Raw genomic sequence first — 25,374 nt, forward strand, 5'->3', positions numbered from 1 at the left:
ATAAAACTAAAATGGTCTACCAAAAAATCAGGTAGCAATAAGGATAGTAATTCTTTAGAAATTTCCACAAATTTAATTTTCCCCAAAGATAAAACTATTTAACTCCCCAACTTTTAGGACTGATCCCTAACAAACTTTTGTAACGAGTGCTTCCTTCCCGGCTAGTACTTATCAGTGACGAGTGCAACCTAACAAATATAAATACGCACTCGTTACAAACGAGCGCTAGCATAGGCGTTCTGGAAGTGGTTTTCTTTGATTTGGTGTCCCAATAGGTAACCGAAGTTTGTCTCTGTAAACTGATTTCAGCTCGCTTTCCATCGACGGTAACCCTTGCATAAATTGGGGCCAAATCCCCTTTCTTCTTGGCTACATTTAGCCAAAAATGAATACTAAAAGTTCTTGAAGTTCCCATATACTCTCGCTTTAAGTTAATAAATGATTTGTTTACGAAAATCAAATCGAAGCGAAAGTCACATTCTAAATCGTTACCAATGTAGTGAAAAATTTCGGGACCAGATAGGTAACCGAATAGGTAACTTTTGTTTTGATTTTAAAGCCAACTATATGAAATCAACAAAAATTAAAATCACTAAAAACCATATAGTTAGCTTTTTATTGATGTCCCGTTGACACCCTTTTTGTCGGGATGACAGGATTTGAACCTGCGACCACACGGCCCCCAGCCGTGTACGCTAACCGGACTGCGCCACATCCCGATTTTTTTTAATTGGACGGCAAAGAAAACAATTTTTAAATTATTTTAAAAGTTTTACATGTAATTTATCTTAAAATAACTTACTGTTCATAAATCTTCCAAAATCAAAACAGGCCTTTCCCTTTCGAAAAAGACCTGTTTTTACTTCAAGTTAGTCTACCAAATATACTGATTTATTCAACGGCATCTTCTACCTCTTCAGCCGCATCTTCCACGCCATCCCCAACATCTTCTACGGCTTCTTCTACTTTGTTATCTTCTTTTACTTCTCTACAACTGGTTAAAACCGTTGAAAGCGTAAAAAGTATTAAAAATATTTTCGCTACAGTTTTCATAAGATTAAATTTTAATGGTTATTTATTGGTTTGTTTTTTACTTCTTTATTAAGCCCCTTAATAGCGATAGCACAAAAAGCACTATAAAAATGAAGAATAATATTTTTGCTATTCCTGCTGAAGCTCCAGCAATACCACCGAAACCTAAAATTCCGGCAATTAATGCGATTACTACAAATATGATCGTCCAACGTAACATAATTTTTAAATTTTAAGTTAATCCCGACTGACCCTCAATCGGTTACCTGCAAATTAAATAACATTCAAGCGGTTTCTTAATCGTATTCATTCACTTGTTAACTCATTCAGTATTTAAACACAAAAAAGCCCTGACCAGAATACGGCCAAGGCTAACAACCAACCAATGTGCATGTACGCTAACAAAGCTCTTCTAAAGTCTTAAATCGCGACAGCCCTCTTATAATTTTTTGTTTTTGTGCTTCCATTAGCACCTTAGTACTTAACGGCAATGATTCATTACCAATTATCTTGCTGTATTCCTCTATAGCCGCTTTTTCGCCTGTAATGGCTTCTTCTAACATCGATTCTTCGTCTGTATAAGACACAATGGCCTTTACATCAACCCAGCCTCTATTAATATGTTCTATAGGTTTTCCTAAGCTGCCCACGGTATAATTATATATTTTGAATTCGGCAACCAGTTCGTTACCAAAATCATAACGCTCTTGTGCCTTTAATTTAAAGTAAGATTCTAAAGCATCATTATCTACATGTTTTGCAGCTGTTTTAAATCCCTTTTGGGTATGATATGTTTTTTGAAGCAGTTCATTTAATTGCTTTCCAACTTCTTCGGTGTAGGTATTCATAACAATTTATTTCTGTTTACAGTAATTGATTTTAAGCTTCTTACTGATGGTGATTTTTTATAGTGATAAGTTGAAGAAGAAAAGAACTAAAGGTTTCGGTAAAGGACAGTTTTTTATATATGCTCTTTCATGTAACCAACGTAATCATTGGCCAAACTTTCTTTTTGCGTTTCTGAAAACACTTTTCCCGCCAATTGAAAAAAAGTACGCTCTTCGTCCTCTAAGTGGTGCTCTACCTTTTCCTTTAAATTTTTTGCTATTTTCAACCACGCCGAGGAATCATATTCGGTGGTTTCCAGTTGCTCGATTAACTCATCAATTTCGTGATGCTCTGCAATACCATGCCTAGCTTTTTCCTGCATCATTTCATTGCTGATTAACGGTTTGTAAAAATGTCTTTCTTCTGCGTTGGCATGCACCTCCAATTCGTTTTTAATTGCTTTAAAAAGGGCATCACGCTTTTTAGTATCGCCTGATGTTTCAACCAACTTGTCCAACAAATCCCTTTGCGTATCGTGGTCTTTTCTAATAGCTTCAAAAATATTCATAGTTAAATATCGTTTTGTGTTTCAATCAAAATTATGGCATTACTCATAATTTCATTTGTTGAATCGAATTAAGAATTAACTCAAATGATTTTATTGAATCTTTAACTTATAGGATTCATAAAGCCTAAAATAATCTTAACTTTAGGGCTTTCGAAGGCTAATAACCATCTAAAGAAATAACTTACCCCGTATATTGAATAACTAATTTTAACCCTCTCCTCAAATAATGATGACAGAAATTGAAATTATTGCAGACAATACCAAAGAAGTTCTACAAGAAATACAAAACCACATTGGAGGCACGATTGAAGAAAAATGGAGTGAGTGCTGTTTAACGGTAAGCAACGACAAAGCCAATGGAACCATCCGTTTTATTCCTTTTGACTGGGGAGTTAGCCTATTGGATTATAATATCACATTCAGTAATAACATCTGTTTAAAAATACACGCTTCCAACTTTAATCCTATTCGGTTTGTTTACCCGCTTAGTGGTAATTTTACGCATAAATTTGATGTGGATAAACAGGGTGAAGACATTGAGCAATTCCAGTCTTTAATCTATACAAACAAAACTGGCGGAATAAATTATTTGGAATTCCCAAAAGGTGTTAACCTGAAAATCAACGTCATCCAAATTGTAAGAAAACAGTTTTTAAAAAAACGAACAACCAATATATCCACCCTAAATAAAAAGCTTTACGAAATTTTTGTTGACACTGATCACGAAAACAGATACAGACACTACGGGACTTTGAATTTAAAGATGGCCGACCATGTAAAAAGGCTTTGGAAGATAAAAACCAAAGGCATGGTCAAGATTTTAAATATTGAAGCCATTGTTTACGAAATTTTAACACTTCACATTCAACAACACAATAAATTACAACAAGGCATTCCCTTACCAACTTCGTTAATAAAAAGCGAACTTATTACTATTAGGCGTTTGGCAGAGGCCATTTTGAAGAACCCCTCAAAGGATTACTCGTTAGAGTATTTGGCTTCAGAGTCGGGACTTTCGCAAGCCAAACTGCAAGATGGTTTTAAGTTTCTTTTTAAACGAACGGTAACCGAATACATTAGGCACGTAAGGCTTGAAGTGGCTCGCGATTTAATTTCAACAACCGACTTAAATATATCGCAAATAGTTTACACGATTGGCTTTACTAGCCGAAGCTACTTTTCTAAAATATTTAAGGAGAAGTACAACATTACCCCCAACGAATTTAAAAAACAACTTGTGGTACCCGTTGCCGTTTAATTTCGATTTAAAAATTTATAAAAAAAGAAAGCCGAAACTGTAACAGTTTCGGCTTTCTTTTAGTTTTAATGTAAATATGCTCTAATTGTATGTTGAAGTAGATACTTCAAAACTAGCATCCTTTGCTGCCAAATAACGTTCGGCATCTAGAGCTGCCATACAACCTGTTCCGGCTGCAGTTACGGCTTGGCGGTAAACGTGGTCGGCCGCATCACCAGAAACAAATACACCTTCCACATTGGTTTTAGCGGTTCCTGGTTCGTTTATAATATACCCCGTTTCGTCCAACTCTAAATAATCTTTAAAAATATCGGTGTTTGGTTTGTGCCCTATGGCTACGAAAAATCCCGTTGCAGGAATTTCGTGCTTCTCATTGGTTTTGTTATTAAAAACACGCACGCCTGTAACCACTTGTCCGTCACCTAAAACTTCATCGGTTTCAGTATTGAACAAAATTTCAATGTTTTCGGTGTTTTTAACGCGTGCTTCCATAATCTTAGACGCTCTAAATTCATCGCGTCTCACCAACATCGTTACTTTTTTACAAAGCTTAGACAGGTAGTGTGCTTCTTCACAAGCCGAATCGCCTGCCCCTACAATCACCACCTCTTGGTTTCTGTAGAAAAATCCATCACAAACGGCACAAGCAGAAACGCCTCCGCCCAATTTCAAATATTTCTGTTCAGAATCCAAACCTAAATATTTAGCTGATGCTCCGGTTGAAATAATAACCGTATCAGCATGGATCTCCTTTACATCGTTAACCCAAATTTTGTGCACCTCTCCAGAAAAATCGACTTTTGTAACCCAACCGTCTCGCACATCGGTTTCAAAACGTTGTGCTTGCGCTTGTAGTTGCATCATCATTTCCGGCCCGGTAATACCTTCAGGGTATCCTGGGAAATTCTCAACTTCATTAGTAGTTGTTAATTGCCCTCCTGGTTGCGTACCTTGGTACAACACCGGACGCATGTTTGCTCTCGCCGCATAAATTGCTGCTGTATAGCCTGCAGGTCCCGAGCCTATAATCAAGCATTTTACTCTTTCTATTTCCTCTGCCATATCGAATTCATTTTAGAACAACAAATGTAGAATTTTTAGTGTAAAATGAGTACATAAGTTATTAACACTTTCTTATAACCTCATATTTAAAATCTATTACATTTTAATCTTGTCATTTTTTTTTCGTAAATTTAAATAGGACCAAAATAAACTAACACGATATGAAAAAGCATCTAACCTTGGCATTAATAACGCTAATTGCCGTTTCGAGCTGTAAAAAAAATAACGAAACCGCTATGGCGGAAGCTATTGAAGAAACCAATAAAGAATACACCCTTGAAGGTGCATGGGAAATGACTAGCTACCTAAATTATGGCGGTGATGGCTCAATAGACACTATCAAGACTTCCGAAAAATTTATGCAAATGAAAATGTTTTCACAAACAAAGTATATGTGGAATCGGTTTACTGCCTATCACCCTTCTGAATGGTTTGGAAGTGGAGACTACACCTTTAAAAACGATACACTAATCGAGCATACAGAATATGGCTCTGAAGCCTTGCTTACTATCCTTGAAAAAGATAGTATCCATAGATTGAGCATCTTCTTTATTGACAAGGACTCTTATATGCAAACTGAAAAAGATAGCCTAGGAAATCCTATCTATGGTGAAATTTACCATCGTGTTAAATAAGCCATAAAGTGTAAAGCTTTTTAAATCACAACTCTTATATTTAAAAAATAAAAGTTTTTTATGAAAATAGTTGTATTGGATGGCTTTACGCTAAACCCTGGTGATTTAAATTGGAATGGCATAAAACAATTTGGCGAGTTAACCGTTTTTGACCGAACACCTTGTAATGATGAAGATATCATCAACAATATTGGTGATTCAAAAATCATTTTCACCAACAAAACCCCAATTAACCGCTCGGTTATCGATAGCTGTCCTAACCTTGAATACATCGGTGTTTTAGCTACAGGTTTCAACATTATTGACATCGAATATGCCAAACAAAAAAACATCACCGTTACCAATGTGCCCGATTATAGCTCAACTGCCGTAGCCCAATTTACCTTGGCATTATTGCTAGAAATGTGCCACCATATAGGTGAGCACAACAATGCTGTCAAAAATGGTGATTGGATAAGCAGCAAAGATTTTTCTTTTTGGAATTACCCACTCATCGAGTTGGCCGGAAAAACCATGGGCATTATTGGTTTTGGAAAAATTGGAAAGGCTACGGCCAAACTAGCTTTGGCTTTTGGACTCAAAATCAAGGTTTACAACCGGACAGTTTACAGTGAATTTGAAAACGACCATTTAAAGTTTGTTTCGTTGGAAGAACTGTTAAATACATCTGATATCATAAGCCTACATTGCCCACTAACCTCTGAAACTGAAAACCTCATAAACCAAAGCTCCATTAAAAAAATGAAAGATGGTGCCATGTTGATAAACACTTCTCGCGGCCCATTAATTAATGAAAATGACTTGGTTGAAGCCCTTAACAACAGAAAGCTTTCTGCAGCTGCGCTCGATGTTATTTCAAGTGAACCAATGAAAGAAAACAATCCGTTGTTAAAAGCAAGAAACTGTATTATAACCCCACACATTGCTTGGGCACCCAAAGAAGCCAGAACACGTTTAATGCAAACCACTATTGAAAACTTAGCGGCTTATATCGAAGGGAATCCCAAAAATGTAGTAAATTGATGAGTTGTTATTTAATTTTAAAATATTGATTACAGATATATTTCTAAAAATTCTGCATTTTCCGATTCAATTTTAACATGGCTGAGTGATGCAGGCAACAAAATGGTTTCTCCCATTTTTAGTGAATAGGATGTATTGCCACTTTGGAGTTCCAACCCTCCGCTAACACACATATATATTACAAAAGAGCCCAATCCCGAATAGTCTTTTTCCAACGTACCATCAACTTTCATAAAATTGGTCTTGAAGTATGGCGAATGCACCAACTTGTTACTAGTGTTGGCCTCTGTTTTATAATCTGTCTTAAAATGGCTGTGGTAAGTAAAATCGATAGCGTCTAAGGCCAAATCATTGTGCAGTTCGCGTTCTTTACCCGTTATGGCATCCACACGTTTGTAATCGTAAATTCTATAGGTAACATCCGATGTTTGCTGGATTTCCGCCAACAGCACCCCAGCTCCAATGGCATGGACTCTTCCTGTCGGAATGTAAAACGTATCGCCTTTGCTTACCGTTTCGTGGTGCATCACTTCCAAAATGGTATCGTTCTCCAAATGCTTTTGGTATTCGGTTTTATCAATCTCTTTTTCAAAACCCACGATAAGTTCTGCATCTTTATCGGCGCCCATAACGTACCACATTTCGTTTTTTCCAAAAGAATCATGACGCTCCTTGGCCAATTCGTTACTGGGATGTACCTGAATGGACAATGGCGTTTTGGCATCGATGAACTTGATGAGCAAAGGAAATTCCTCGCCAAAAGTTTCGTAAACCGGTTTACCAACAAAATCACCTTTGTACTGCTGAATAAGCTGTTTTAAGGTTTTCCCCTCCAATGGGCCATTGGCCACTTTGGTCTCGTCGCCCTTAACATCCGAAATCTCCCAAGATTCGCCAATATTATTTTCATTATAGTCCTTGTTAAGTTGGGTCTTCAATTTTTCGCCGCCCCAAAGTCTATATTTGTAAAGCGGGGTAAATTTTATTGGGTATAATTTCATATTATGCTATTTTTTTGATGAATTCCGTTCTATTAATTTCGAATTTAAAATTATGGTCTGCCCCTCAACGGGTATTTCTTTTTTCGATATGTATTCCAACAATAGTTCGGTTGCTGTTTTTCCTATTTCAGAGCCCGATTGGTCTATGGTGGTCAGCGAAGGCTCAATAACCTGAGAAATAGGCTCGTTGCTGAACCCTACTATGGCGATATCTTCAGGTATCTTCAATTGCCGTTCCTTTATACATTTCATGGCTCCGATAGCCGTTACATCATTTGCTGAAAACACACCATCAATCTCCTGTTGGTTATCCAATAAATTTTGCATGCCAAGATAACCATCCTGCTCCATTAATCTGGAATTTACAACATATTCATTTTTAAACAGAATGTTGTGTTTTGCCAACGCTGCTTTATAACCGTTAAAACGGTTTTTGTATATCTCTAATTCCTGAGAACCGGAAAAATGGGCAATACGTTTGCAGCCTTTAAATATTAAATGCTCGGTGGCATCAAATCCGCATTTAAAATCGTCAATAAGAACATTACTGTAGCCGGAAATACCACAATGCCTATCGAAAAAAACCAAGGGAATGCTATTGTTTTTGGCGACTTCCAAATGCCGGTAATCTACCGTTTCCATCGATACGGATATCAAAAGCCCATCTACCCTATTGGCAACCAATCCTTCAACAATCTTCCTTTCCCTTTCAAGCTGTTCCAATGATTGACTAATAATCACATTATAGCCAGCCAAATATGCGGTTTCCTCAATACCTTGAATAGCCGACGAAAAAAAATGACGCGAAATCCGTGGCACGATCACTCCTATGGTATTCGTTACATTTTTTCGTAAATTAGAAGCCAACATATTCCTTTGATACCCCAACTCGGCCGCCATGGCCAAAACCCTAACCTTTGTAGCCTTGGTAACGCGCGGGCTGTCGTTTAATGCCCTTGAAACGGTAGAACTGTCTACCCCCAAAGCTTTGGCTATGTCGTGTATTGTAGGTTTGTTGTTCAATTTCTATAATTGAAGGGTTAGTCTAGTTTTGCAAATATAACAAAATCCAATCGATTGTATTCTGATATATTTTTAGTACTTTTACGGAGTTTTTCGAAAAAAGAAACAAATTTAAATCATAAAAAACAAGTAATATGAAAACAAACTATGAAGTAAGATATGCGGCATCTCCACAAGATGTTAAATCGTACGACACTACGCGATTAAGAGACGAATTCCTTATTGACAACTTAATGGAACCAGGCCAAGTAAATTTGGTGTATTCCCATTATGACAGATTTATTTCTGGAAGTGCGGTCCCTACAAATTCAGCTTTAAAATTGGAAACTATCGACCCGTTAAAGGCCGAATACTTTCTTGAAAGACGCGAATTGGGCATCATCAACATTGGTGGTTCAGGAACGGTAAATGTTGACGGTACCGAATACGAATTGAATAACAGAGAAGCTTTATATGTTGGAAGAGGCAACAAAGAAGTAACTTTCACCAGTAAATCGGCTGATGAACCGGCATTGTTTTACCTAAATTCAACACCAGCCCACAAAGAGTATCCCAACAAAAAAATAGGAATAAAAGATGTTGAAGTTGTGGAATTGGGCGCTCCTGAAACCGCCAACGCCAGAACCCTTAGAAAATACATCGTAAACAGCGTGGTTGATGTTTGCCAGTTGCAAATGGGAATGACCGAGTTAAAAACTGGAAGTGTTTGGAACACCATGCCAGCGCACGTGCACGACAGAAGAATGGAAGTATATTTTTACTTTGATGTACCCGCAGACCAAGCCGTGTGCCACTTTATGGGGCAGCCACAGGAAACCCGCCACATTTGGATGCAAAACCACCAAGCGGTAATTTCTCCAGCATGGTCTATCCACTCGGGTTCAGGAACCAGTAACTACACCTTTATTTGGGGCATGGCCGGCGAAAATTTAGATTACGGCGATATGGACCATTGCAAAATTAACGAACTAAAATAAGATAAACATGTCTATTAATTTATTCGATTTAACAGGTAAAGTTGCTTTAATAACCGGTGGTACACACGGTTTGGGCCAAGCCATGGCAACAGGTTTAGGAAAGGCCGGAGCCACTTTGGTAATAAACGGGGCGTCTTCACAGGAAAAACTTGACAAAGCTGTAGAATACTACAAATCTCAAGGCATAAATACCCACGGTTACCTTTTTGATGTGACCAACGAAAGCTTAGTGATAAAAAATATTGCTGCCATTGAAAAGGAAGTAGGGAATATTGATATTTTGGTAAACAATGCCGGAATAATAAAAAGAACACCGCTAGAAGACATGGAAGTCGAAGACTTTGAACAGGTGATTAAAGTCGATCTGGTTAGTCCATTTATCATGTCCAAGCATGTCGTAAAAGGCATGATTAAAAGAAAGGCCGGTAAAATCATCAACATTTGCTCTATGATGAGTGAATTGGGAAGAAATACCGTTGGTGCCTATGCTGCTGCTAAAGGCGGACTAAAAATGCTTACCCAAAACATGGCGACAGAATGGGCCAAGCACAACATACAAACCAATGGCATTGGCCCAGGCTATTTCGCTACAAGTCAAACAGCACCTATTCGTGTAGACGGGCATCCGTTTAATGAGTTTATCATTAACAGAACTCCAGCAGCACGTTGGGGCGACCCAGACGATTTACAAGGGGCTGCTATCTTTTTGAGCTCTAAGGCTAGTGATTTTGTAAACGGGCAAGTGCTTTATGTAGATGGTGGCATTTTGGCCACTATCGGAAAGCCTTCAAACGAAGATTAAAAAAAACTCAGAGTACTATGAATAAAAACACAATATGGGCAGGTGTTTTGTGCGCTGCCTTGTTTACTTCTTGTAATCAAAAAGAAAACACAAAGTCAATTGTTGTGAAAAACACATTAGATTTTGAAAGAACTTCGGAAACAGTTGAACTGAGTAAGTCGTTTTTGAAGATTGAAGACCTAAACACTATTGGCATTAAAGATGTCGAAAGTGGCGAGTTACAAGTTACCCAAACTGTAGACATTGACGGAGATGGTACTTTAGACGAAATTTTATTTCAACCAACAGTAGCTGCAAATTCCGAAAAGACATTTGATATTGTTACGATTACTGAAGCTGAAAAACCAAAAGCCGAAACACTTTGCTACTCTAGGTTTGTACCAGAACGTACCGACGATTATACTTGGGAAAACAACAAAGTAGCCTTTCGAGTTTATGGCCCCGTTGCCCAAAAAATGGTCGAAGATGGTAAGCCGGGTGGCACACTTTCCAGTGGAGTTGACGCTTGGTTGAAAAAAGTAGAATACCCCATTATCAATAATTGGTACGAGAAAAACGCCGAAAAACCTGGTGCTTACCACAAACCTTCTCCTGAGGGGTTGGATAATTTTCATGTTGGTGTGAGTCGTGGAGTTGGTGGTATTGCCGTTAAGCAAGATACCACATATTATTTCTCCAAAAACTACACCAAATGGCGCACCATTACTACGGGTCCAATTCGTACCAGTTTCCATTTGGAATACGAAACTTGGGATGCTGGAGGAAATCAAATTAAGGAATCGAAAACCATTAGCTTGGATTTGGGTAGTAACCTATCTAAGTTCGTTACCCATATTGAAGGTACCGATACTATTTCCGCCGGTTTAACTTTACACGAAAAAGATGGAGAAGTTACTGGTAACGATGAAAACGGTTGGATAAGCTATTGGCAGCCACATGCCGATTCTGAAATTGGTATGGCCATTGTAGCCAAGAAAGGAACTTTTTTAGGCTTTGAAAAATATGACACCGAAGCTAAAGACCTTAGTAATGCTTACGCCCATTTAAAAGTGAATAACAATGAAGTGGTATATTACGCTGGCTTTGCTTGGAAAGAAGCTGAACAATACACAACTCCTTCAGAGTGGGAAAACTATCTTACTAAATTTTCAAATCAAATTAACACACCTTTAAAAGTGAGTTGGGCTGAGTAATTTATTAGATTAAAATTTTAAAAAATCCAAGATTGAAATTCAGTCTTGGATTTTTTAAATGAATGACCCCGTAGCAAGCAGACGAGGAATTCTTTAGATTAAAAATGTGGCATAGGCCTTAAAACAATCTCCGACTTTATTTTGAAGATTAACTCCTTCAAGTAAAAAAAACTAACACAAAATCTTTTAGACGTAATTTTGAATACCAACAACAAATAACCTATAAAAAAACCTTTTATAATTTAGCTCTAAATTTAATTGATGTATTGAAAAAGTAATACTTTTGTAATAGGCTCATCCCTTTTACCTATGTAATTTTTCAAAAAACAACAAAACTAAACATGAACACCACTACTCTCAAAGAAGGCTTTTTAGGGCAAAAGATGATAGCTTTACCTAAATCTGTTATTAAAACCATTAAAAAAAACCCAATAACGAAATCGTTTTACATAAGTGATTTAGGATATTATCCAACCGCCCATCACCATCATCGCACCCGAAAAAAAGGAGCCAAACAATATATTTTCATTTATTGCACCAAAGGAAAAGGAGAAATTAGGCTAAATGATACCACAACAAAGATAAGTCCAAACCAATTTTTCATACTCCCCAAGAAAGTTAAGCATGAGTATATGGCGGACAAAAAAGACCCCTGGAGCATTTATTGGTTTCATTTTAACGGTAACCTGGCATCTAAACTTTATAACAGATATGCATCAAACCCTACCAACTTAAGAAACATCCCTTTCTCTGCAGAGAATATAGAATCTTTCGATAAGATATTCAACTTATTTGATAATAACAATCTAGAACACGGTTTAGAATTTGCAAACATCTTGGCTCTTAACTTTATAAGTTCATTTATATATTACAACGCCGAGGAGCAAAAAGAGTTAGATCAAGGCGACAATGTTATTAATGCCATTAGGGAATATTTATTAAGTGACTTGCAAAAAAATCACACCTTAGACCACATTTCCGAGAGGTTCAACTATTCAAAATCTTACCTACACACCAAGTTTAAAAAAAGAACCGGCTATTCTATTATTGTTTTCCATAATTTGAAGAAGGTACAAAAAGCCTGCGAGTATTTAATTTATACAGACTTAAGCATAAAGGAAATAAGCTTTAAAGTAGGCTTTGACGACCCTTTATATTTTTCAAGGATATTTAAAAAATATATGGGCAAGTCCCCTAGGAAATATAAAAATGGTTGGCAAAAATAAAAAACTGTTTTGAAAAGCCGATTTTCCTATTTTAAAATATAACAAGCCCCAATATTAGAATAGAGCAGATTAACCTGCCTCCTAGTTACAACTTTTAGCTGTTTTTCTAATTCTTCTTAATCCATTCAACCCATAAACCCAGTGGAGCATTTATATTGATAAAAAACACTCCTTATTAGACAAGCATTTTTATGCAGTAACGTTTAAAAGTGACATACAAGTCCTGCTAAATTTCAAAATGTGCATACCTATTTCCGTATCACACTTCAAAATAAACACAAAAATCTATTCATTGAATAAAATCATCCATGTTTGAAGAACATGAAGTGATTAAGTTTGGTAGATTACTATTACCGTTTATTCCAACAATTCAATACACCAACCTGACTGAAATTAAACAAAAGCTGAAACTATGAGGAAATTTTTACCAATCCTATTTTTATTTCTATCAATTAACACCTGTTTTTCACAGTACATAGATGAAAATACGCCTAAGAACGTTCAACCATCCAACCCTCACATTAATGGCAATTGGATTCTTGACTTTAGTGACGAATTCAACTCCAATATGGTAGACCAAAACAAGTGGAATATAGACCACAGTACCAAATCAAGAGCTGCTAGACCCAAGATAGGAATCGATGATTGGAGGTGGAAACCAGAGAACGTTTCCGTAGAAAATGGAAATTTAATACTTAAAGTGTACAAAACCGGAAACTCGTCGATGACTAACGGATCTATAAACAGCCATAATAAGTATTTAACCAAGTACGGCTATTTTGAAGCCCGAATTAAAGTAGGTGATGCCAGAAAGGGCACCCATACAGCTTTTTGGTTGCAAAGTCCTAACATGGGTAATGTTGATGGCACCGCCAACGACGGTGCTGAGATCGACATTTTTGAAACGGCATGGACAGAAGACTACACCAAATCTGTGGTACATATTGACGGTTACGGAGCAGACCATCAAGCCAACACAAAGCAGTACAATACCCCTGGCATTCATTCCGGCTTTCACACATGGGGTTTTCATTGGACTGAAAGCTTCATGGATATTTACTATGACGGTGTTTTTAAAGTGCGATATTCAAACCCTAAATGGGTTGTAAAAAGTCTTGAGTTTCTTTGGTTGTCCAACGGGGCAAGTTTTGGCGTTAGCGGAGACCAATACTTTAAAGACTATCCTGTTGGTTATCTTACAGAAACACATGTAGACTATATTAGAGTTTGGAAAACACCCACGGCAACCGATCTTGACGAGTCCCTTTTAAAACAAGATAAATGGCGATTAATTATGGCCGATAGCGAAGACACAGAAGGCACAGGAAACCCTGCCGTTAATGCCTTTGACGACAACCCAAATACATTTTGGCATACAGAATGGAAAAACAATCAGCCACAACACCCTCATGAAATACAAATTGACCTTGGAGAAAAAGCAAAAATAGATGCATTTAAATACTTACCAAGGCAAGACAACAATACCAACGGGAACATTACCCAATATGAATTCTACGCAACAAACAATACATCAAATTGGGGCACCCCAATTGCTAGCGGGAGTTTTATTGGAGACCACACCCTTAAAACGGTAAACTTTAATGAAACTATAGAATGTAGGTATGTTAAAATGGTTTCCTTAGCGGCTAACAACAGTGCCCCTTTTGCCAATATTGCAGAATTATACCTCAAGGGCACTTACCCCGCCCAACTAAGCCAAGATTCCTGGCAATTAATTATGGCCGATAGTGAGGATACAGAAGGCACAGGAAACCCTGCCGTTAATGCTTTTGATGATAATCCAAATACTTTTTGGTTTACAGATTGGGCAAACGAACAGCCCACACACCCGCACGAAATTCAAATTAATCTTGGAGAACAAGCAACCATCGAAGCCTTTAAGTATTTACCCAGACAAGATGGAAAAACCAATGGAAACATTACAGAATATGAATTTTATGCAACTAAAACCCTATCAGACTGGGGCAGCCCGATATCTGCTGGCTCTTTTCTTGGTGACGAGGCTTTACAAATAACCTATTTTAACGAGACTGTAGAATGCCAGTATATTAAAATAGTTGCCTTATCCGATGTAAATAACTCGCCATTTACCAACATTGCCGAAATTTATTTAAACGGTTCTTACAATTCCCAATTAAATACTCAGCTTAAAACCAAAACAGATTTTAACGTTTATCCTTCTCCTTTTAATGACGAGCTTTTTCTTAAACAGGTTTATCGTGGTATATATAAAACTTGGCAACTATTCTCTATAAATGGCATACTTCTAAAGGAAGGGCGCATCCCAATTTCAAAAGACAAAATCAATATAAAACTAGATAATCTAGCACCTGGGATATACGTCTTTACTGTTCTTGGCAACTCTACCTACAAAAACAAACTAGTTATAAAAGAATAACACGCTTAACATTTAAAAACATGAAAACTTCAAAAAAAATAATTATAACCGTTTCTCTTTTATTATTACTGCTGTTACTGGCATTGGTGCTATTTTTAAAAAACGCCAACACACCTATTACTTCCCAACAAACTGAAGAGCACCAAGAAGAATACGAAGAAGAACCGGAAGAAGACATGCTACCTGAAGAATTTTTTGACCCAAAAACCCTAAACAACGAAGAGCTTGCCGAATATAAAAAATGGAGAAACACCCTTGAAAATACAGGATATAAGTTTACCAATTACGACGTATTGACATCTTCCGAAACGGAGTTTTTAAAATTCGACAATATAGAAGAAGCCCCTAATCAATACGCTTACGCCAACAACGCCATTACAGGTTCTTGGCACCAAAAAAACCTTACGTTATTTGACGATAGTGGGTTTCGAGCAGATGGCTCTACCTACGATCCTGTAAACGAAGAGCTTTATGTAGTTTCATTTGCAGGTCACCTATATAAAATTGACGAAAGTGCTCCAATTAAATGGTCGCTTAGAAACCATAAAAAAAACTTATTAGGAGACGATTTTAATGGTATTAACCTACCTGATAACAGTTTTCGATTATTACACCAAAAAGCAAATGGCCCCATGGAGTTTTCTGATGATGAAGGCCGAAATTGGATTGATGCAAATGGTGCCTTTTTCCAAAGCTCCTGGAATTACAAAACCTTGGTTAACAAAACCCCTTCCGGCAGAAAGATTACCGCCCATGGCGGAAGCTACATTAACGGTACCGCCTACGATCGGTTATTTATTTCAACCGATTACGGCTTAAACTATACCGAATCGAGCATTAGGTTCAAAAAATCAGATTTTGAAGTAAGCATAAACAAACCACACAGCAGCAATACCATTTATTGTTTTGCCAGAAGAAAAAGTGATTCTAAAATTTTAGTTTATAAAATGGGCGAAAGCGACAATGACTTTTCTCTACTACACACCACAACACAATCTTTTTCAGCAATCAACAGTGTTTTTGGCTCTTATGTTAACAATGCGACACACTTTTACATTAGTAGTGGCAACAAGCTTTTTTATTCCAATAACGAAGGTCTAACATGGCTACAAACCAACAGTAATAACGACCGACCTGTTACCGAGGTTCACCCAACACAACCTAATATTTGTTATAAAGGATTTGTAGAACTGTTCATGTCTACAGACTATGGCGCAACATGGAGCAAAAACAACCATTATTTAAGCAGTTATTACGTATGGGACTTACAACACATGAAAACCTACGATAAAGAAAATGGAGACCATTTTACTTTTGCTGGATTTGATTTTGGAAGTTTCTATACCAGCAACCCTATGTTGTGGAACTCATGGACATCTATTAATTCGGGATCACCAAATATTATGGCCTATGATGCTACAACAAGCGAAATAAACGATAAAATTTATACAGCAAACCAAGATCGGGGCTCCCAAGGCTTTATTGATATTCCTAATAGCGATAATATTTATAATGCAGCCCGTGAAGCTAATACGGATGTTTTACGTGTTCAAGTTTCAAATGATGAATCGTCTGTATGGTTCTGGTATTATTACGGAACCATTGGTCGTGCTTCGGTAACAAACGGTGGAGATTATAGAACTGTAGTACGAAAAGATTTCTATTCAAGTTGGTGGGCCACAAGCATGGTTCCGTCTCCTAATACCAACGAAGATGCCATTTACATCCCTGCCGGAGGCAACAAACTAAATAAATATACTTATCAAAACGGTACTATTACGCAATCTTTCCATCCATTTGTGTTTCCAGGCCCGCCCATTAGCTTTGCTTATTCCAAAATCAATACCAACAGATGGTATGTAGGTCTAAAAAACGGAGGGCTCATGTTTTCCGCCAACGGAGGCCAAAGTTTCAGTACTTCTAATTATTCTGGCCCTTGGCCTAGACAAGACGATTCACATAGAAAACGACGCACCGTTATAGCTACTAGCCCAACTGATGAATCTACTGTTTATTTTGCTGGCAAAGGAAACATCTTCCTTGAATCGAAGGACGGAGGCTTAACTTTCTCCAATAAAAATACGGGACTGAACGTAGCACGGATAACAGACTTAGCGGTTTCGCCAAATGGAAAATACGTTTTCGCTTCATGCGAAACTGATGGTGCTTGGGTTTATTCCACTGAAGAAAACAGATGGTATAAAATGGATGGTTTCCACTTACCAAATGTGCAATTTACTGATGTGCAATTTATAAAATCTAAAAACTTAGTAAGGTTTGCAACCTATGGCTCTGGTGTTTTGGACTTTAAAATTAACGAAGATTTATTATCTATATCAAAAAACGAAAGTAAATCCCCTTCAATAAAGGTTGTTCCCAACCCTACTTCTGGCATTTTTGAGATAAAAACCAACACTATCTCAGATAAAGTAAATATTGATTTGTATTCTGAAAATGGTACGCTTTTATCCCGAAAAAACTACAAACAACAAAATGGAAAAATAAGCCTAGACTTAACCAACCAAAGCAATGGGATGTACATTTTAAAAATGCATTTAGAAAAAACACACACAATTAAAGTAGTTAAAAATTAATCTTCTAAATTTATCGAGTCTATAAAATGAATTCACTCAAATATATGTTCCGCAAGTTATTTTATGTTCTATTATTGGTGTTTATTTTGCCATCACCAATTCTAGAACTTCATTCACAAAATCAACTTAAAGCATCTCCTATTTTTAAAAATGGAGAAAGTCAGATTGTTCCAGAATTTTCAGATGAAACAAAATGGATTAGGGAAGACCTTTGGGTGGAAACAGATTTTGATACGGACGGAGATGGCAAACCAGACCGCATGCATGTGGATGTTACCCGCCCCAAACAAACCCAAACAGAAGGTTTAAAATTGCCTGTAATTTACGAATCTAGTCCATACTATGCTCGAGGTGGTGCTCCTTTTTCGCAAGAGGCATTCTGGGATGTAAAACACGAACTAGGTGAAAAAAGTAAACCCAGAAAACATCCAGAGGTAATAGGAACCATTAACCGACCGATTATTTCTAACTCGCAGATTAAAACTTGGGTACCGCGAGGGTTTATAGTTGTTCATTCCTCTTCACCGGGCACAGGCCTTTCGCAAGGTGCTCCCACCATAGGTGGCATAAATGAATCTTTAGCCCCCAAAGCGGTAATAGATTGGTTGTGCGGACGGCGCCCAGGCTACAAAACTCCTTATGGCAACGAAACGGTAAAAGCCTACTGGTCTACAGGTAAAGTGGGGATGACAGGCACCTCATACAACGGAACCATTCCGCTTGCAGCTGCTACTACGGGAGTAGAAGGTTTAGAGGTTATTATACCTATTGCTCCCAACACCTCTTACTATCATTATTATCGATCAAATGGACTTGTTAAATCACCAGGTGGTTATTTGGGGGAAGATATCGATGTGTTATATGACTTTATACACACCATTAATGATAAAACCAAAAGAGCTTATAACAATTCAACAATCAGAGATTCTGAAATGATAAATGGCATGGACAGAATTACAGGAGATTATAATGAATTTTGGGCAAAGAGAGATTATTTAAACCATATGGGCAAAATGAAGGCCGCTATGCTTATGTCTCACGGTTTTAACGACTGGAACGTAATGCCTGAACACAGTCATAGAATATTCAAAAAAGCACAGGAAATGGGGCTACACACCAATATTTACTATCACCAAGATGGTCACGGTGGACCACCGCCTTTAAGTATGATGAACAAATGGTTTACCCATTACTTACACGGCATTCAAAATGACATAAAAAACGCTCCCAAAGCTTGGATTGTACGAGAAAATGACCCCCAAACCAACCCTACACCTTACGATGATTATCCAAACCCAGATGCAAAACCTGTAACTTTTTATTTAACCCAAGGAGCACCTAAAACGGGAACACTATCCCTAACACCTCCAAACACAGATGCGACAGAAACCCTTATTGATAATTACTCGTTCACTGGCGAAGTATTAGCTCAAGCAGAGTATAGCAATCATCGACTACTTTACGCAACGCCGAAACTTAATAACGACATACATTTATCGGGTGTTCCTGAAGTAACCATAAAACTTTCATGCAACAAACCAGCAGCTAACCTATCTGTTTGGCTTGTGTCACTCCCTTGGAACAAAGGAAAAAATGTTAAAATAACAGACAATATTATAACCCGCGGATGGGTAGACCCACAAAACAATCATTCAATATGGCATAGTACTCCACTGGAAAAACATCAATTCTATACAATTTCTTTCGAGTTAATGCCAGATGATCAAATCATCAAAAAAGGACAACAAATAGGCTTAATGATTTTCTCTAGCGATAAAGACTTTACCCTTCACCCCGAACCAGGTACCGAGCTAACCATAGACCTGAAAGCTACATCGTTAAAATTACCTGTTGTTAATGGTATTGATGCCATAAAAAAATCAATTACCTTTTAATGAACAAAAGAGCCAAGCAAGCCAAAGTAATCCGTTTTTTTAGAAAAGCCCATAGAATCACTGGCATTTACCTATTTGTTCTTTTTTTCATACTATCTATTTCTGGACTGCTACTGGGCTGGAAAAAGCACAGTAAAGGCCTAATACTTCCTCGAACCGAAATCGGGGTTTCTACCAATCCTAATGACTGGCTTCCCCTATCCAACTTACAAAGTAAAGCCCTTGAATCCATAAAATCAAAAAACAAGAGTATTACAGAAATAAGTAGGATTGATATACGTCCAGAAAAAGGTATTGCTAAGTTTATATTCAAAAATGAATATTGGGAGCTACAAATGGATTGTACAACAGCCAAAGTATTGGCAATAAACAAAAGACATTCAGATTGGCTGGAAGACATTCATGACGGCTCTATCCTTGACGATTTATTCAAAACAAGAGTAGAGATCATAAAACTATTTTACACAACCTCTATGGGTTGCGCATTAATCCTTTTCACTATAACAGGTTTTTGGCTATGGATGGGACCAAAAAGAATGAAAAAACTCAAGTAGTTCAAGACTTAACAAATTTTAACAAAGGATTAATATTATTATCCATATATCCCATTTTTTTATCCATTTTTTAACACATCGTTAATCTTAATTTAGTTACCACAATAGCAATAAACACTCAAAACCTCTAACTGAAAGGCCATCTTATTAGGTTTTCAACAGAGGATTAACTAACCGACCTAATTGAAAAATATGAAAAAAAAACATTTACCTATTCTACTAATTTTGTTCTGCCAGACTGTTTTTTCGCAAATTATAGTCAAGGGCTCCGTTAAAGACAATAACGGAACCCCTTTACTTGGCGTTAACGTTCTCGAAAAAGGCACTACTAATGGGGTTGCTGCAGATTTTGACGGCAATTACGAAATTAAAGTAACAGACAATGAAGCCATTCTAGTGTTTTCATTTGTAGGCTACCAAACAAAAGAAATTGCTGTAAAAAACGAAACAACCATCAACGCCGTTCTTATAGAAGACCTTTCTGAACTAGATGAAGTCGTTCTAGTAGGCTTTGGCAAACAAAAGAAAGAAAGCTTAGTAAGTTCAATCACCAGTATATCGCCTGGCGAGCTAAAAGCACCTACTAGCAACCTTACCACAATGATGGCTGGCCGTGTGGCTGGTATGATTGCATTCCAAAGAAGTGGTGAACCTGGTGCCAACAATTCAGATTTCTTTATTCGTGGGTTGGGGTCTTTCGGTGCCGGTAAACGCAATCCATTAATCCTAATTGATGGCATTGAATCTTCACCCACTGATATGGCCAGACTACAACCCGATGATATAGAATCATTTTCTGTACTAAAAGATGCTGCTGCTGCATCAATTTATGGTGCTCGTGGTGCTAATGGAGTAGTGCTTATTTCTACTAAAAGTGGTAAAGCAGGTAAAGTTAAGTTTGATTTTAGAGTTGAAAACAGATTTTCTTCCAACACCGATAATTTTAAGATTGCAGATAACATCACTTACATGAAGCTTGCCAATGAAGCTACTTTAACACGAGACCCATTGGCGCCGTTACCCTATTCGCAAAACAAAATAGAAAGAACTGCTGCTGGTGCTAACCCACTACTCTATCCTAACAACAATTGGATAGACCAATTAATAAAGGATTACACTTGGAATCAAGCTTTTAACCTAAGTGCCAGTGGTGGGGCTGAAAAAGCTCAGTACTATGTAGCCGGAACATTTAATGTAGATAATGGTCTATTAAACGTAAACGGGCTAAACGATTTTAATAATAATATTAAATTATACAATTACTCATTAAGAAGTAATATAAACCTACAGTTAACACCAACCACAGAAGGAATTGTAAGGCTATATGGCCAATTTGACGATTATACTGGTCCTATAGGCGGAGGGCAAAGAATATTTAACTCAGCGCTATACTCCAATCCGGTATTATTTCCTAATGTATACCCGGAAAGTCTATCTCCATTTACAACCCACCCCATGTTTGGGGGTGCCGAAACTCGTCCAGGAAGTGGTGTTTTAGCCCAAAATCCTTATGCCGAAATGGTGAGGGGATATCAAGTATATAAAAATTCTACTTTACAAGTACAGTTAGAATTAAAACAAGATTTAGGCTTTTGGACTGAAGGCCTGAGCGCAAGAGCCATGGGGTATATTAGAAGGTTTTCCTTTTTTGATGTCACAAGAAGCTATAATCCCTTCTATTATTCATCTCGAAGAAATCCAGAAAATGGAGAAATAATCCTGAATGTTTTAAACGATGGCAGTGAAGGTTCAATTGGAACTACAGGTACTGAATTTTTGGATTACAATCCAGGAAACAAAAGGCTGGACTCCAGAATTTATCTTGAAACAGCTATCAATTACAACCGCACTTTTAATGATGTGCACTCTGTTTCTGGTATGTTGATAAATTTAATATCAAGCTATCAAACCGGCAATGCTGGATCTTTACAAGCGTCTTTACCTAGCCGAAACCACGGTTTATCAGGCAGGTTTACCTACGGTTATGACAATCGATATCTATTTGAGTTTAATTTTGGCTACAATGGTTCAGAGCGTTTTTCTGCTGGCAAAAGATATGGATATTTTCCCTCAATAGGTTTTGCTTACAGGATTTCCAACGAAGACTATTTTCAACCTTTAAAAAATGTTGTCAACGATTTAAAACTGAGATTTACCTTTGGAGAGATTGGAAATGATGAAATAGGAAGACAGGAAGATAGGTTCTTCTACCTATCAAACGTTAACCTGAACGACGGTACCTATGGAGCTTCTTTTGGTGAGGAATTTGGCTTTAGTAGGCCTGGGGTTTCAACAAGTCGATACTCAAACCCTAACATAACCTGGGAAAAATCCAAACAAACCAATATTGGTTTAGATGTAGGTTTGTTTAAATCCTTAACCATTTCGGCCGATTATTTTAAACAACATAGATTTAATATTCTTCAAGAAAGAAGTGATGTTGGATCAACCTTAGGACTACAAGTAACACCTTCAACAAACTTTGGCGAAGTAGAAAGTAAAGGTTTTGAGCTCTCCATGGATTATAATCAACAGCTTTCTAGTAGCTGGTGGACTAGCCTTAGAGCCAATATGACCTATTCTACAAGCGAAATTTTAGAGTTTGCAGAAATAGACTATCCTAACGAACTTTCGTACCTAAAAAGAAAAGGCAACTCCATCGCTCAGGGCTATGGGCTAATTGCTGAAAGATTATTTGTAGATGACGAAGAAGTAGCAAACTCACCCACACAGTTTGGTGATGTGCGAGGGGGCGACATAAAATACAGAGATGTTAATGGCGATGGTGCTATTACTGATGCAGACCGTGTACCGATAGGACTACCTACAACCCCAGAACTTATCTACGGTTTTGGTGGAACGATTGGCTATAAAGATTTTGATTTTAGCTTGTTTTTTCAAGGCTCGGCCAGGTCTAGCTTTTTTATAAGACCCAACTTAATACAACCATTTTTTATAAATGGTAGTTCTGAAAGTGGATTACTTAAAGCAATTGCCGATGACCATTGGTCTGAGAGTAACCGGAACGTTTATGCTTTTTGGCCCCGACTAAGCACCCAACAAGAGGTAAACAACAACCAACCTTCAACATGGTGGATGCGCAATGGTGCTTTTCTAAGACTAAAGAACATTGAGTTTGGTTATAATGCACCAAAATCCATCGCCAACAAAATAGGTCTTGAAAACCTAAGAGTTTATGCTAGTGCTATAAATGTTGCCGTATGGAGTTCTTTTGACTTATGGGATCCTGAACAAGGAGCAAATGGACTGGGTTACCCTATACAATCAGTTTATAACATAGGCTTAACTGCAAGACTTTAATTAAATTTAATTTAAAAAATCACACAATATGTTTTTAAATAAAATTAGAACACTAGCTATTCTGTTAGCATCAATCATAAGCTTTCAATCATGTGAGAGCCACTTAGATGTTGTTCCAGATAGCGCACCTACAATAGACAATGCTTTTACCTTACGAAACGAAGCTGAAAAATATTTATTCACTTGTTATTCTTATTTACCTAAAAACGGCGATGTACGGTTCAATATAGCCATGCTCGCTGGAGACGAAATTTGGAAGAATGACATCACTTTAGACGATGTTTCAAATTTTGAAATTGCAAAAGGCAACCAACGTGCCGGTAACCCATTAGTGAATGTTTGGGACGGTAACTCTTATGGTGCCGGCCCTAACAACAACTTTGACATTTTTGATGGTATTCGACATTGTAACATTTTTATAGAAAAAATGACCGACAGGAACAATGCTAGAGATTTAGACGAATTAGAAAGAACAAGGTGGATTGGAGAGGTCGAATTTTTAAAGGCATATTACCACTATTATCTACTCAGGATGTATGGTCCTATTCCAATAATCGATAAAAATATACCTATTGAAGCATCAACCGATGAAATAAATGTATACAGAGCGCCTTTTGATGAATGTGTTTCATATATCTCAGATTTATTAGACCAATCAGCCGAAAAGCTACCAGAATCTATAGAAGACATAACCAATGAGTTAGGGCGCATAACAAAACCCATCGCGCTGGGCATTAAGGCAAAACTCCTTACTATGGCAGCAAGCCCACTATTTAACGGCAATCCAGACTACGTTGGTTTTGTTGATAGCCAAGGCACAGCATTAATGAATACCACTTACGACCCACAAAAATGGCGCAAAGCGGCCGATGCTGCCTTAGCAGCCATTCAATCAGCCGAGGCAAGTGGCAATAGCTTGTTCTATTTTGAACAAAACCAGTTTGACCTATCTGAAACCACCCTCACCAAACTCAGTATTAGGCAAGCCATAACAGAACGGTGGAACCCAGAAATTGTATGGTCTAATCCTAACAGCAGAACAACAAACCTGCAATATTACTGTATGGTTCCTGTAAGTGCAGATTATAATCATACTCTTGCACAAAAGATTTTGTCACCACCTCTAAAAATGGCCAAATTATTTTATACTAAAAATGGTGTTCCTATTAATGAAGACAAAACATTGAACTTCACTAACGAAACAGAATTAAGGCTTGCTACCGCAGAGGATAGCTATAACATTGAAGAAGGCTTCCAAACAGCAAGAATAAATTTTGACAGAGAACCTCGCTTTTACGCAGATTTAGGATTTGACGGCAGCACGTTCTACAAAAGGGACAGCCCTTCCAAATCCGATGAGAACACTTGGGTGATACGAGCTAAATATAATGACTATGCTGGTAGTAACGCAGGGGTGCTTTACAATGTTTCTGGGTACTATATTAAAAAACTAGTAGATTGGCGCATGACAAATTCAACGGGAGAACCCTACAGGTCTTACGCATGGCCAGAAATAAGATTGGCAGACCTCTACCTATTGTACGCAGAAGCATTAAACGAAGCTGAAGGCCCAACAGCCAATGTTCTTGAGTATGCCAACAGAGTTAGACAAAGAGCAGGTCTTGAAGGTATTGCAGAATCCTGGACTAATTTTTCTGTAAACCCATCAAAATATACCACTAAAGAAGGCATGAGGGAAATACTTCATCAAGAACGTTTAATCGAACTAGCCTTTGAAGGCCAACGCTTTTGGGATTTAAGAAGATGGAAAAAAGCATCTGAAGAGTTAAACAAAGACATTACAGGTTGGAACTATTTAGGCGTTACACAAGAAGAATATTACCAAATAAGAACTTTAGAACTTCAAAAGTTTGTAGCACCCCGAGATTACCTATGGCCGCTTTCAGAAAACACACTTTTACAAAACCCCAATCTCGTTCAAAACCCTGGTTGGTAAAACCAT

The 25,374-nt window shown here is 37.5% G+C and carries 21 protein-coding genes and 1 tRNA gene; 13 read left to right on the forward strand and 9 right to left on the reverse strand.

All coding sequences use genetic code 11. The features are described 5' to 3' along the window. Positions 1-94: 94 nt before the first annotated feature. The 6 genes from HC176_RS12690 to HC176_RS12715 form a co-directional block, all read right to left on the reverse strand. Positions 95-415: an Arm DNA-binding domain-containing protein gene (locus HC176_RS12690; RefSeq protein ID WP_167918860.1), complete on the reverse strand. Its 321-nt coding sequence runs from the start codon at positions 413-415 to the stop codon at positions 95-97. A gap of 229 nt (positions 416-644) precedes the next feature. Next, a tRNA-Pro gene (locus HC176_RS12695) sits at positions 645-719 on the reverse strand. Between the two features lie 172 nt (positions 720-891). Continuing rightward, positions 892-1,053: a hypothetical protein gene (locus HC176_RS12700; RefSeq protein ID WP_167918862.1), complete on the reverse strand. Its 162-nt coding sequence runs from the start codon at positions 1,051-1,053 to the stop codon at positions 892-894. A gap of 37 nt (positions 1,054-1,090) precedes the next feature. Then, entirely contained in the window at positions 1,091-1,252 is a 162-nt protein-coding gene (locus HC176_RS12705; protein WP_167918864.1) for a DUF1328 domain-containing protein, read from the reverse strand. A gap of 178 nt (positions 1,253-1,430) precedes the next feature. Beyond that, positions 1,431-1,880, reverse strand: a complete 450-nt coding sequence (locus HC176_RS12710; protein ID WP_167918866.1) for a DUF2383 domain-containing protein — start codon at positions 1,878-1,880, stop codon at positions 1,431-1,433. Between the two features lie 113 nt (positions 1,881-1,993). Beyond that, on the reverse strand, positions 1,994-2,428 hold the full coding sequence (locus tag HC176_RS12715; protein WP_167918868.1) for a hemerythrin domain-containing protein: 435 nt from the start codon (positions 2,426-2,428) through the stop codon (positions 1,994-1,996). 226 nt (positions 2,429-2,654) lie between these two features. On the opposite strand from HC176_RS12715, the gene HC176_RS12720 reads away from it, so the two are divergent. After that, positions 2,655-3,686, forward strand: a complete 1,032-nt coding sequence (locus tag HC176_RS12720) for a helix-turn-helix domain-containing protein (RefSeq protein WP_245234893.1) — start codon at positions 2,655-2,657, stop codon at positions 3,684-3,686. 81 nt (positions 3,687-3,767) lie between these two features. Here the strand turns inward: HC176_RS12720 and trxB are convergent, their stop codons facing one another. Next, entirely contained in the window at positions 3,768-4,748 is a 981-nt protein-coding gene (gene trxB, locus HC176_RS12725; protein WP_167918870.1) for a thioredoxin-disulfide reductase, read from the reverse strand. Positions 4,749-4,909: 161 nt separating this feature from the next. Between trxB and HC176_RS12730 the strand changes: the two genes are divergently transcribed. Next, the gene (locus HC176_RS12730) at positions 4,910-5,383 is read left to right on the forward strand and encodes a hypothetical protein (protein ID WP_167918872.1); all 474 of its coding nucleotides are present in this window, start codon (positions 4,910-4,912) and stop codon (positions 5,381-5,383) included. A 60-nt stretch (positions 5,384-5,443) separates the two neighbouring features. Further along, a complete protein-coding gene (locus HC176_RS12735; RefSeq protein WP_167918874.1) occupies positions 5,444-6,406 on the forward strand; it encodes a D-2-hydroxyacid dehydrogenase in 963 nt (320 codons plus the stop codon). A 29-nt stretch (positions 6,407-6,435) separates the two neighbouring features. Here the strand turns inward: HC176_RS12735 and HC176_RS12740 are convergent, their stop codons facing one another. Together HC176_RS12740 and HC176_RS12745 are read right to left on the reverse strand one after the other, a co-directional pair. After that, positions 6,436-7,407, reverse strand: coding sequence for a type I phosphomannose isomerase catalytic subunit (locus tag HC176_RS12740; protein ID WP_167918876.1), 972 nt, complete (start codon positions 7,405-7,407; stop codon positions 6,436-6,438). 6 nt (positions 7,408-7,413) lie between these two features. Then, positions 7,414-8,430 (reverse strand): LacI family DNA-binding transcriptional regulator, encoded by a 1,017-nt coding sequence (locus HC176_RS12745; RefSeq protein ID WP_167918878.1) that lies wholly within the window; start codon positions 8,428-8,430, stop codon positions 7,414-7,416. Positions 8,431-8,564: 134 nt separating this feature from the next. On the opposite strand from HC176_RS12745, the gene kduI reads away from it, so the two are divergent. The 10 genes from kduI to HC176_RS12795 all read left to right on the forward strand — a co-directional run bounded on the left by kduI (position 8,565) and on the right by HC176_RS12795 (position 25,368). Further along, positions 8,565-9,407 (forward strand): 5-dehydro-4-deoxy-D-glucuronate isomerase, encoded by an 843-nt coding sequence (kduI, locus tag HC176_RS12750; protein ID WP_167918880.1) that lies wholly within the window; start codon positions 8,565-8,567, stop codon positions 9,405-9,407. A 7-nt stretch (positions 9,408-9,414) separates the two neighbouring features. Then, complete coding sequence (locus HC176_RS12755; RefSeq protein ID WP_167918882.1) at positions 9,415-10,209, forward strand: gluconate 5-dehydrogenase; 795 nt, start codon at positions 9,415-9,417, stop codon at positions 10,207-10,209. A 104-nt stretch (positions 10,210-10,313) separates the two neighbouring features. Beyond that, on the forward strand, positions 10,314-11,402 hold the full coding sequence (locus HC176_RS12760) for a DUF4861 family protein (protein WP_342448694.1): 1,089 nt from the start codon (positions 10,314-10,316) through the stop codon (positions 11,400-11,402). A 341-nt stretch (positions 11,403-11,743) separates the two neighbouring features. Then, positions 11,744-12,628 (forward strand): AraC family transcriptional regulator, encoded by an 885-nt coding sequence (locus HC176_RS12765; RefSeq protein ID WP_167918886.1) that lies wholly within the window; start codon positions 11,744-11,746, stop codon positions 12,626-12,628. Between the two features lie 412 nt (positions 12,629-13,040). Beyond that, positions 13,041-15,047, forward strand: a complete 2,007-nt coding sequence (locus tag HC176_RS12770; protein WP_167918888.1) for a discoidin domain-containing protein — start codon at positions 13,041-13,043, stop codon at positions 15,045-15,047. A 20-nt stretch (positions 15,048-15,067) separates the two neighbouring features. Further along, entirely contained in the window at positions 15,068-17,641 is a 2,574-nt protein-coding gene (locus HC176_RS12775; protein WP_167918890.1) for a T9SS type A sorting domain-containing protein, read from the forward strand. A gap of 26 nt (positions 17,642-17,667) precedes the next feature. Continuing rightward, positions 17,668-19,536 (forward strand): Xaa-Pro dipeptidyl-peptidase, encoded by a 1,869-nt coding sequence (locus HC176_RS12780; RefSeq protein WP_245234894.1) that lies wholly within the window; start codon positions 17,668-17,670, stop codon positions 19,534-19,536. Continuing rightward, positions 19,536-20,090, forward strand: coding sequence for a PepSY domain-containing protein (locus HC176_RS12785; RefSeq protein ID WP_167918892.1), 555 nt, complete (start codon positions 19,536-19,538; stop codon positions 20,088-20,090). The genes HC176_RS12780 and HC176_RS12785 overlap by 1 nt, the downstream gene beginning before the upstream one ends. Before the next feature lie 192 nt (positions 20,091-20,282). After that, positions 20,283-23,411 (forward strand): SusC/RagA family TonB-linked outer membrane protein, encoded by a 3,129-nt coding sequence (locus tag HC176_RS12790; RefSeq protein WP_167918894.1) that lies wholly within the window; start codon positions 20,283-20,285, stop codon positions 23,409-23,411. A 28-nt stretch (positions 23,412-23,439) separates the two neighbouring features. After that, positions 23,440-25,368, forward strand: coding sequence for a RagB/SusD family nutrient uptake outer membrane protein (locus tag HC176_RS12795; protein WP_167918896.1), 1,929 nt, complete (start codon positions 23,440-23,442; stop codon positions 25,366-25,368). Positions 25,369-25,374 lie beyond the last annotated feature (6 nt).

The sequence above is a fragment of the Tamlana crocina genome, from assembly GCF_012037625.1.

What these genes read in the sequence shown, in the direction of transcription:
- HC176_RS12690 (WP_167918860.1), bottom strand. Translation starts at nt 415, where the DNA reads ATGGGAACTTCAAGAACTTTTAGTATTCATTTTTGGCTAAATGTAGCC.
- HC176_RS12700 (WP_167918862.1), bottom strand. Translation starts at nt 1,053, where the DNA reads ATGAAAACTGTAGCGAAAATATTTTTAATACTTTTTACGCTTTCAACG.
- HC176_RS12705 (WP_167918864.1), bottom strand. Translation starts at nt 1,252, where the DNA reads ATGTTACGTTGGACGATCATATTTGTAGTAATCGCATTAATTGCCGGA.
- HC176_RS12710 (WP_167918866.1), bottom strand. Translation starts at nt 1,880, where the DNA reads ATGAATACCTACACCGAAGAAGTTGGAAAGCAATTAAATGAACTGCTT.
- HC176_RS12715 (WP_167918868.1), bottom strand. Translation starts at nt 2,428, where the DNA reads ATGAATATTTTTGAAGCTATTAGAAAAGACCACGATACGCAAAGGGAT.
- HC176_RS12720 (WP_245234893.1), top strand. Translation starts at nt 2,655, where the DNA reads ATGATGACAGAAATTGAAATTATTGCAGACAATACCAAAGAAGTTCTA.
- trxB (WP_167918870.1), bottom strand. Translation starts at nt 4,748, where the DNA reads ATGGCAGAGGAAATAGAAAGAGTAAAATGCTTGATTATAGGCTCGGGA.
- HC176_RS12730 (WP_167918872.1), top strand. Translation starts at nt 4,910, where the DNA reads ATGAAAAAGCATCTAACCTTGGCATTAATAACGCTAATTGCCGTTTCG.
- HC176_RS12735 (WP_167918874.1), top strand. Translation starts at nt 5,444, where the DNA reads ATGAAAATAGTTGTATTGGATGGCTTTACGCTAAACCCTGGTGATTTA.
- HC176_RS12740 (WP_167918876.1), bottom strand. Translation starts at nt 7,407, where the DNA reads ATGAAATTATACCCAATAAAATTTACCCCGCTTTACAAATATAGACTT.
- kduI (WP_167918880.1), top strand. Translation starts at nt 8,565, where the DNA reads ATGAAAACAAACTATGAAGTAAGATATGCGGCATCTCCACAAGATGTT.
- HC176_RS12755 (WP_167918882.1), top strand. Translation starts at nt 9,415, where the DNA reads ATGTCTATTAATTTATTCGATTTAACAGGTAAAGTTGCTTTAATAACC.
- HC176_RS12765 (WP_167918886.1), top strand. Translation starts at nt 11,744, where the DNA reads ATGAACACCACTACTCTCAAAGAAGGCTTTTTAGGGCAAAAGATGATA.
- HC176_RS12770 (WP_167918888.1), top strand. Translation starts at nt 13,041, where the DNA reads ATGAGGAAATTTTTACCAATCCTATTTTTATTTCTATCAATTAACACC.
- HC176_RS12775 (WP_167918890.1), top strand. Translation starts at nt 15,068, where the DNA reads ATGAAAACTTCAAAAAAAATAATTATAACCGTTTCTCTTTTATTATTA.
- HC176_RS12780 (WP_245234894.1), top strand. Translation starts at nt 17,668, where the DNA reads ATGAATTCACTCAAATATATGTTCCGCAAGTTATTTTATGTTCTATTA.
- HC176_RS12785 (WP_167918892.1), top strand. Translation starts at nt 19,536, where the DNA reads ATGAACAAAAGAGCCAAGCAAGCCAAAGTAATCCGTTTTTTTAGAAAA.
- HC176_RS12790 (WP_167918894.1), top strand. Translation starts at nt 20,283, where the DNA reads ATGAAAAAAAAACATTTACCTATTCTACTAATTTTGTTCTGCCAGACT.
- HC176_RS12795 (WP_167918896.1), top strand. Translation starts at nt 23,440, where the DNA reads ATGTTTTTAAATAAAATTAGAACACTAGCTATTCTGTTAGCATCAATC.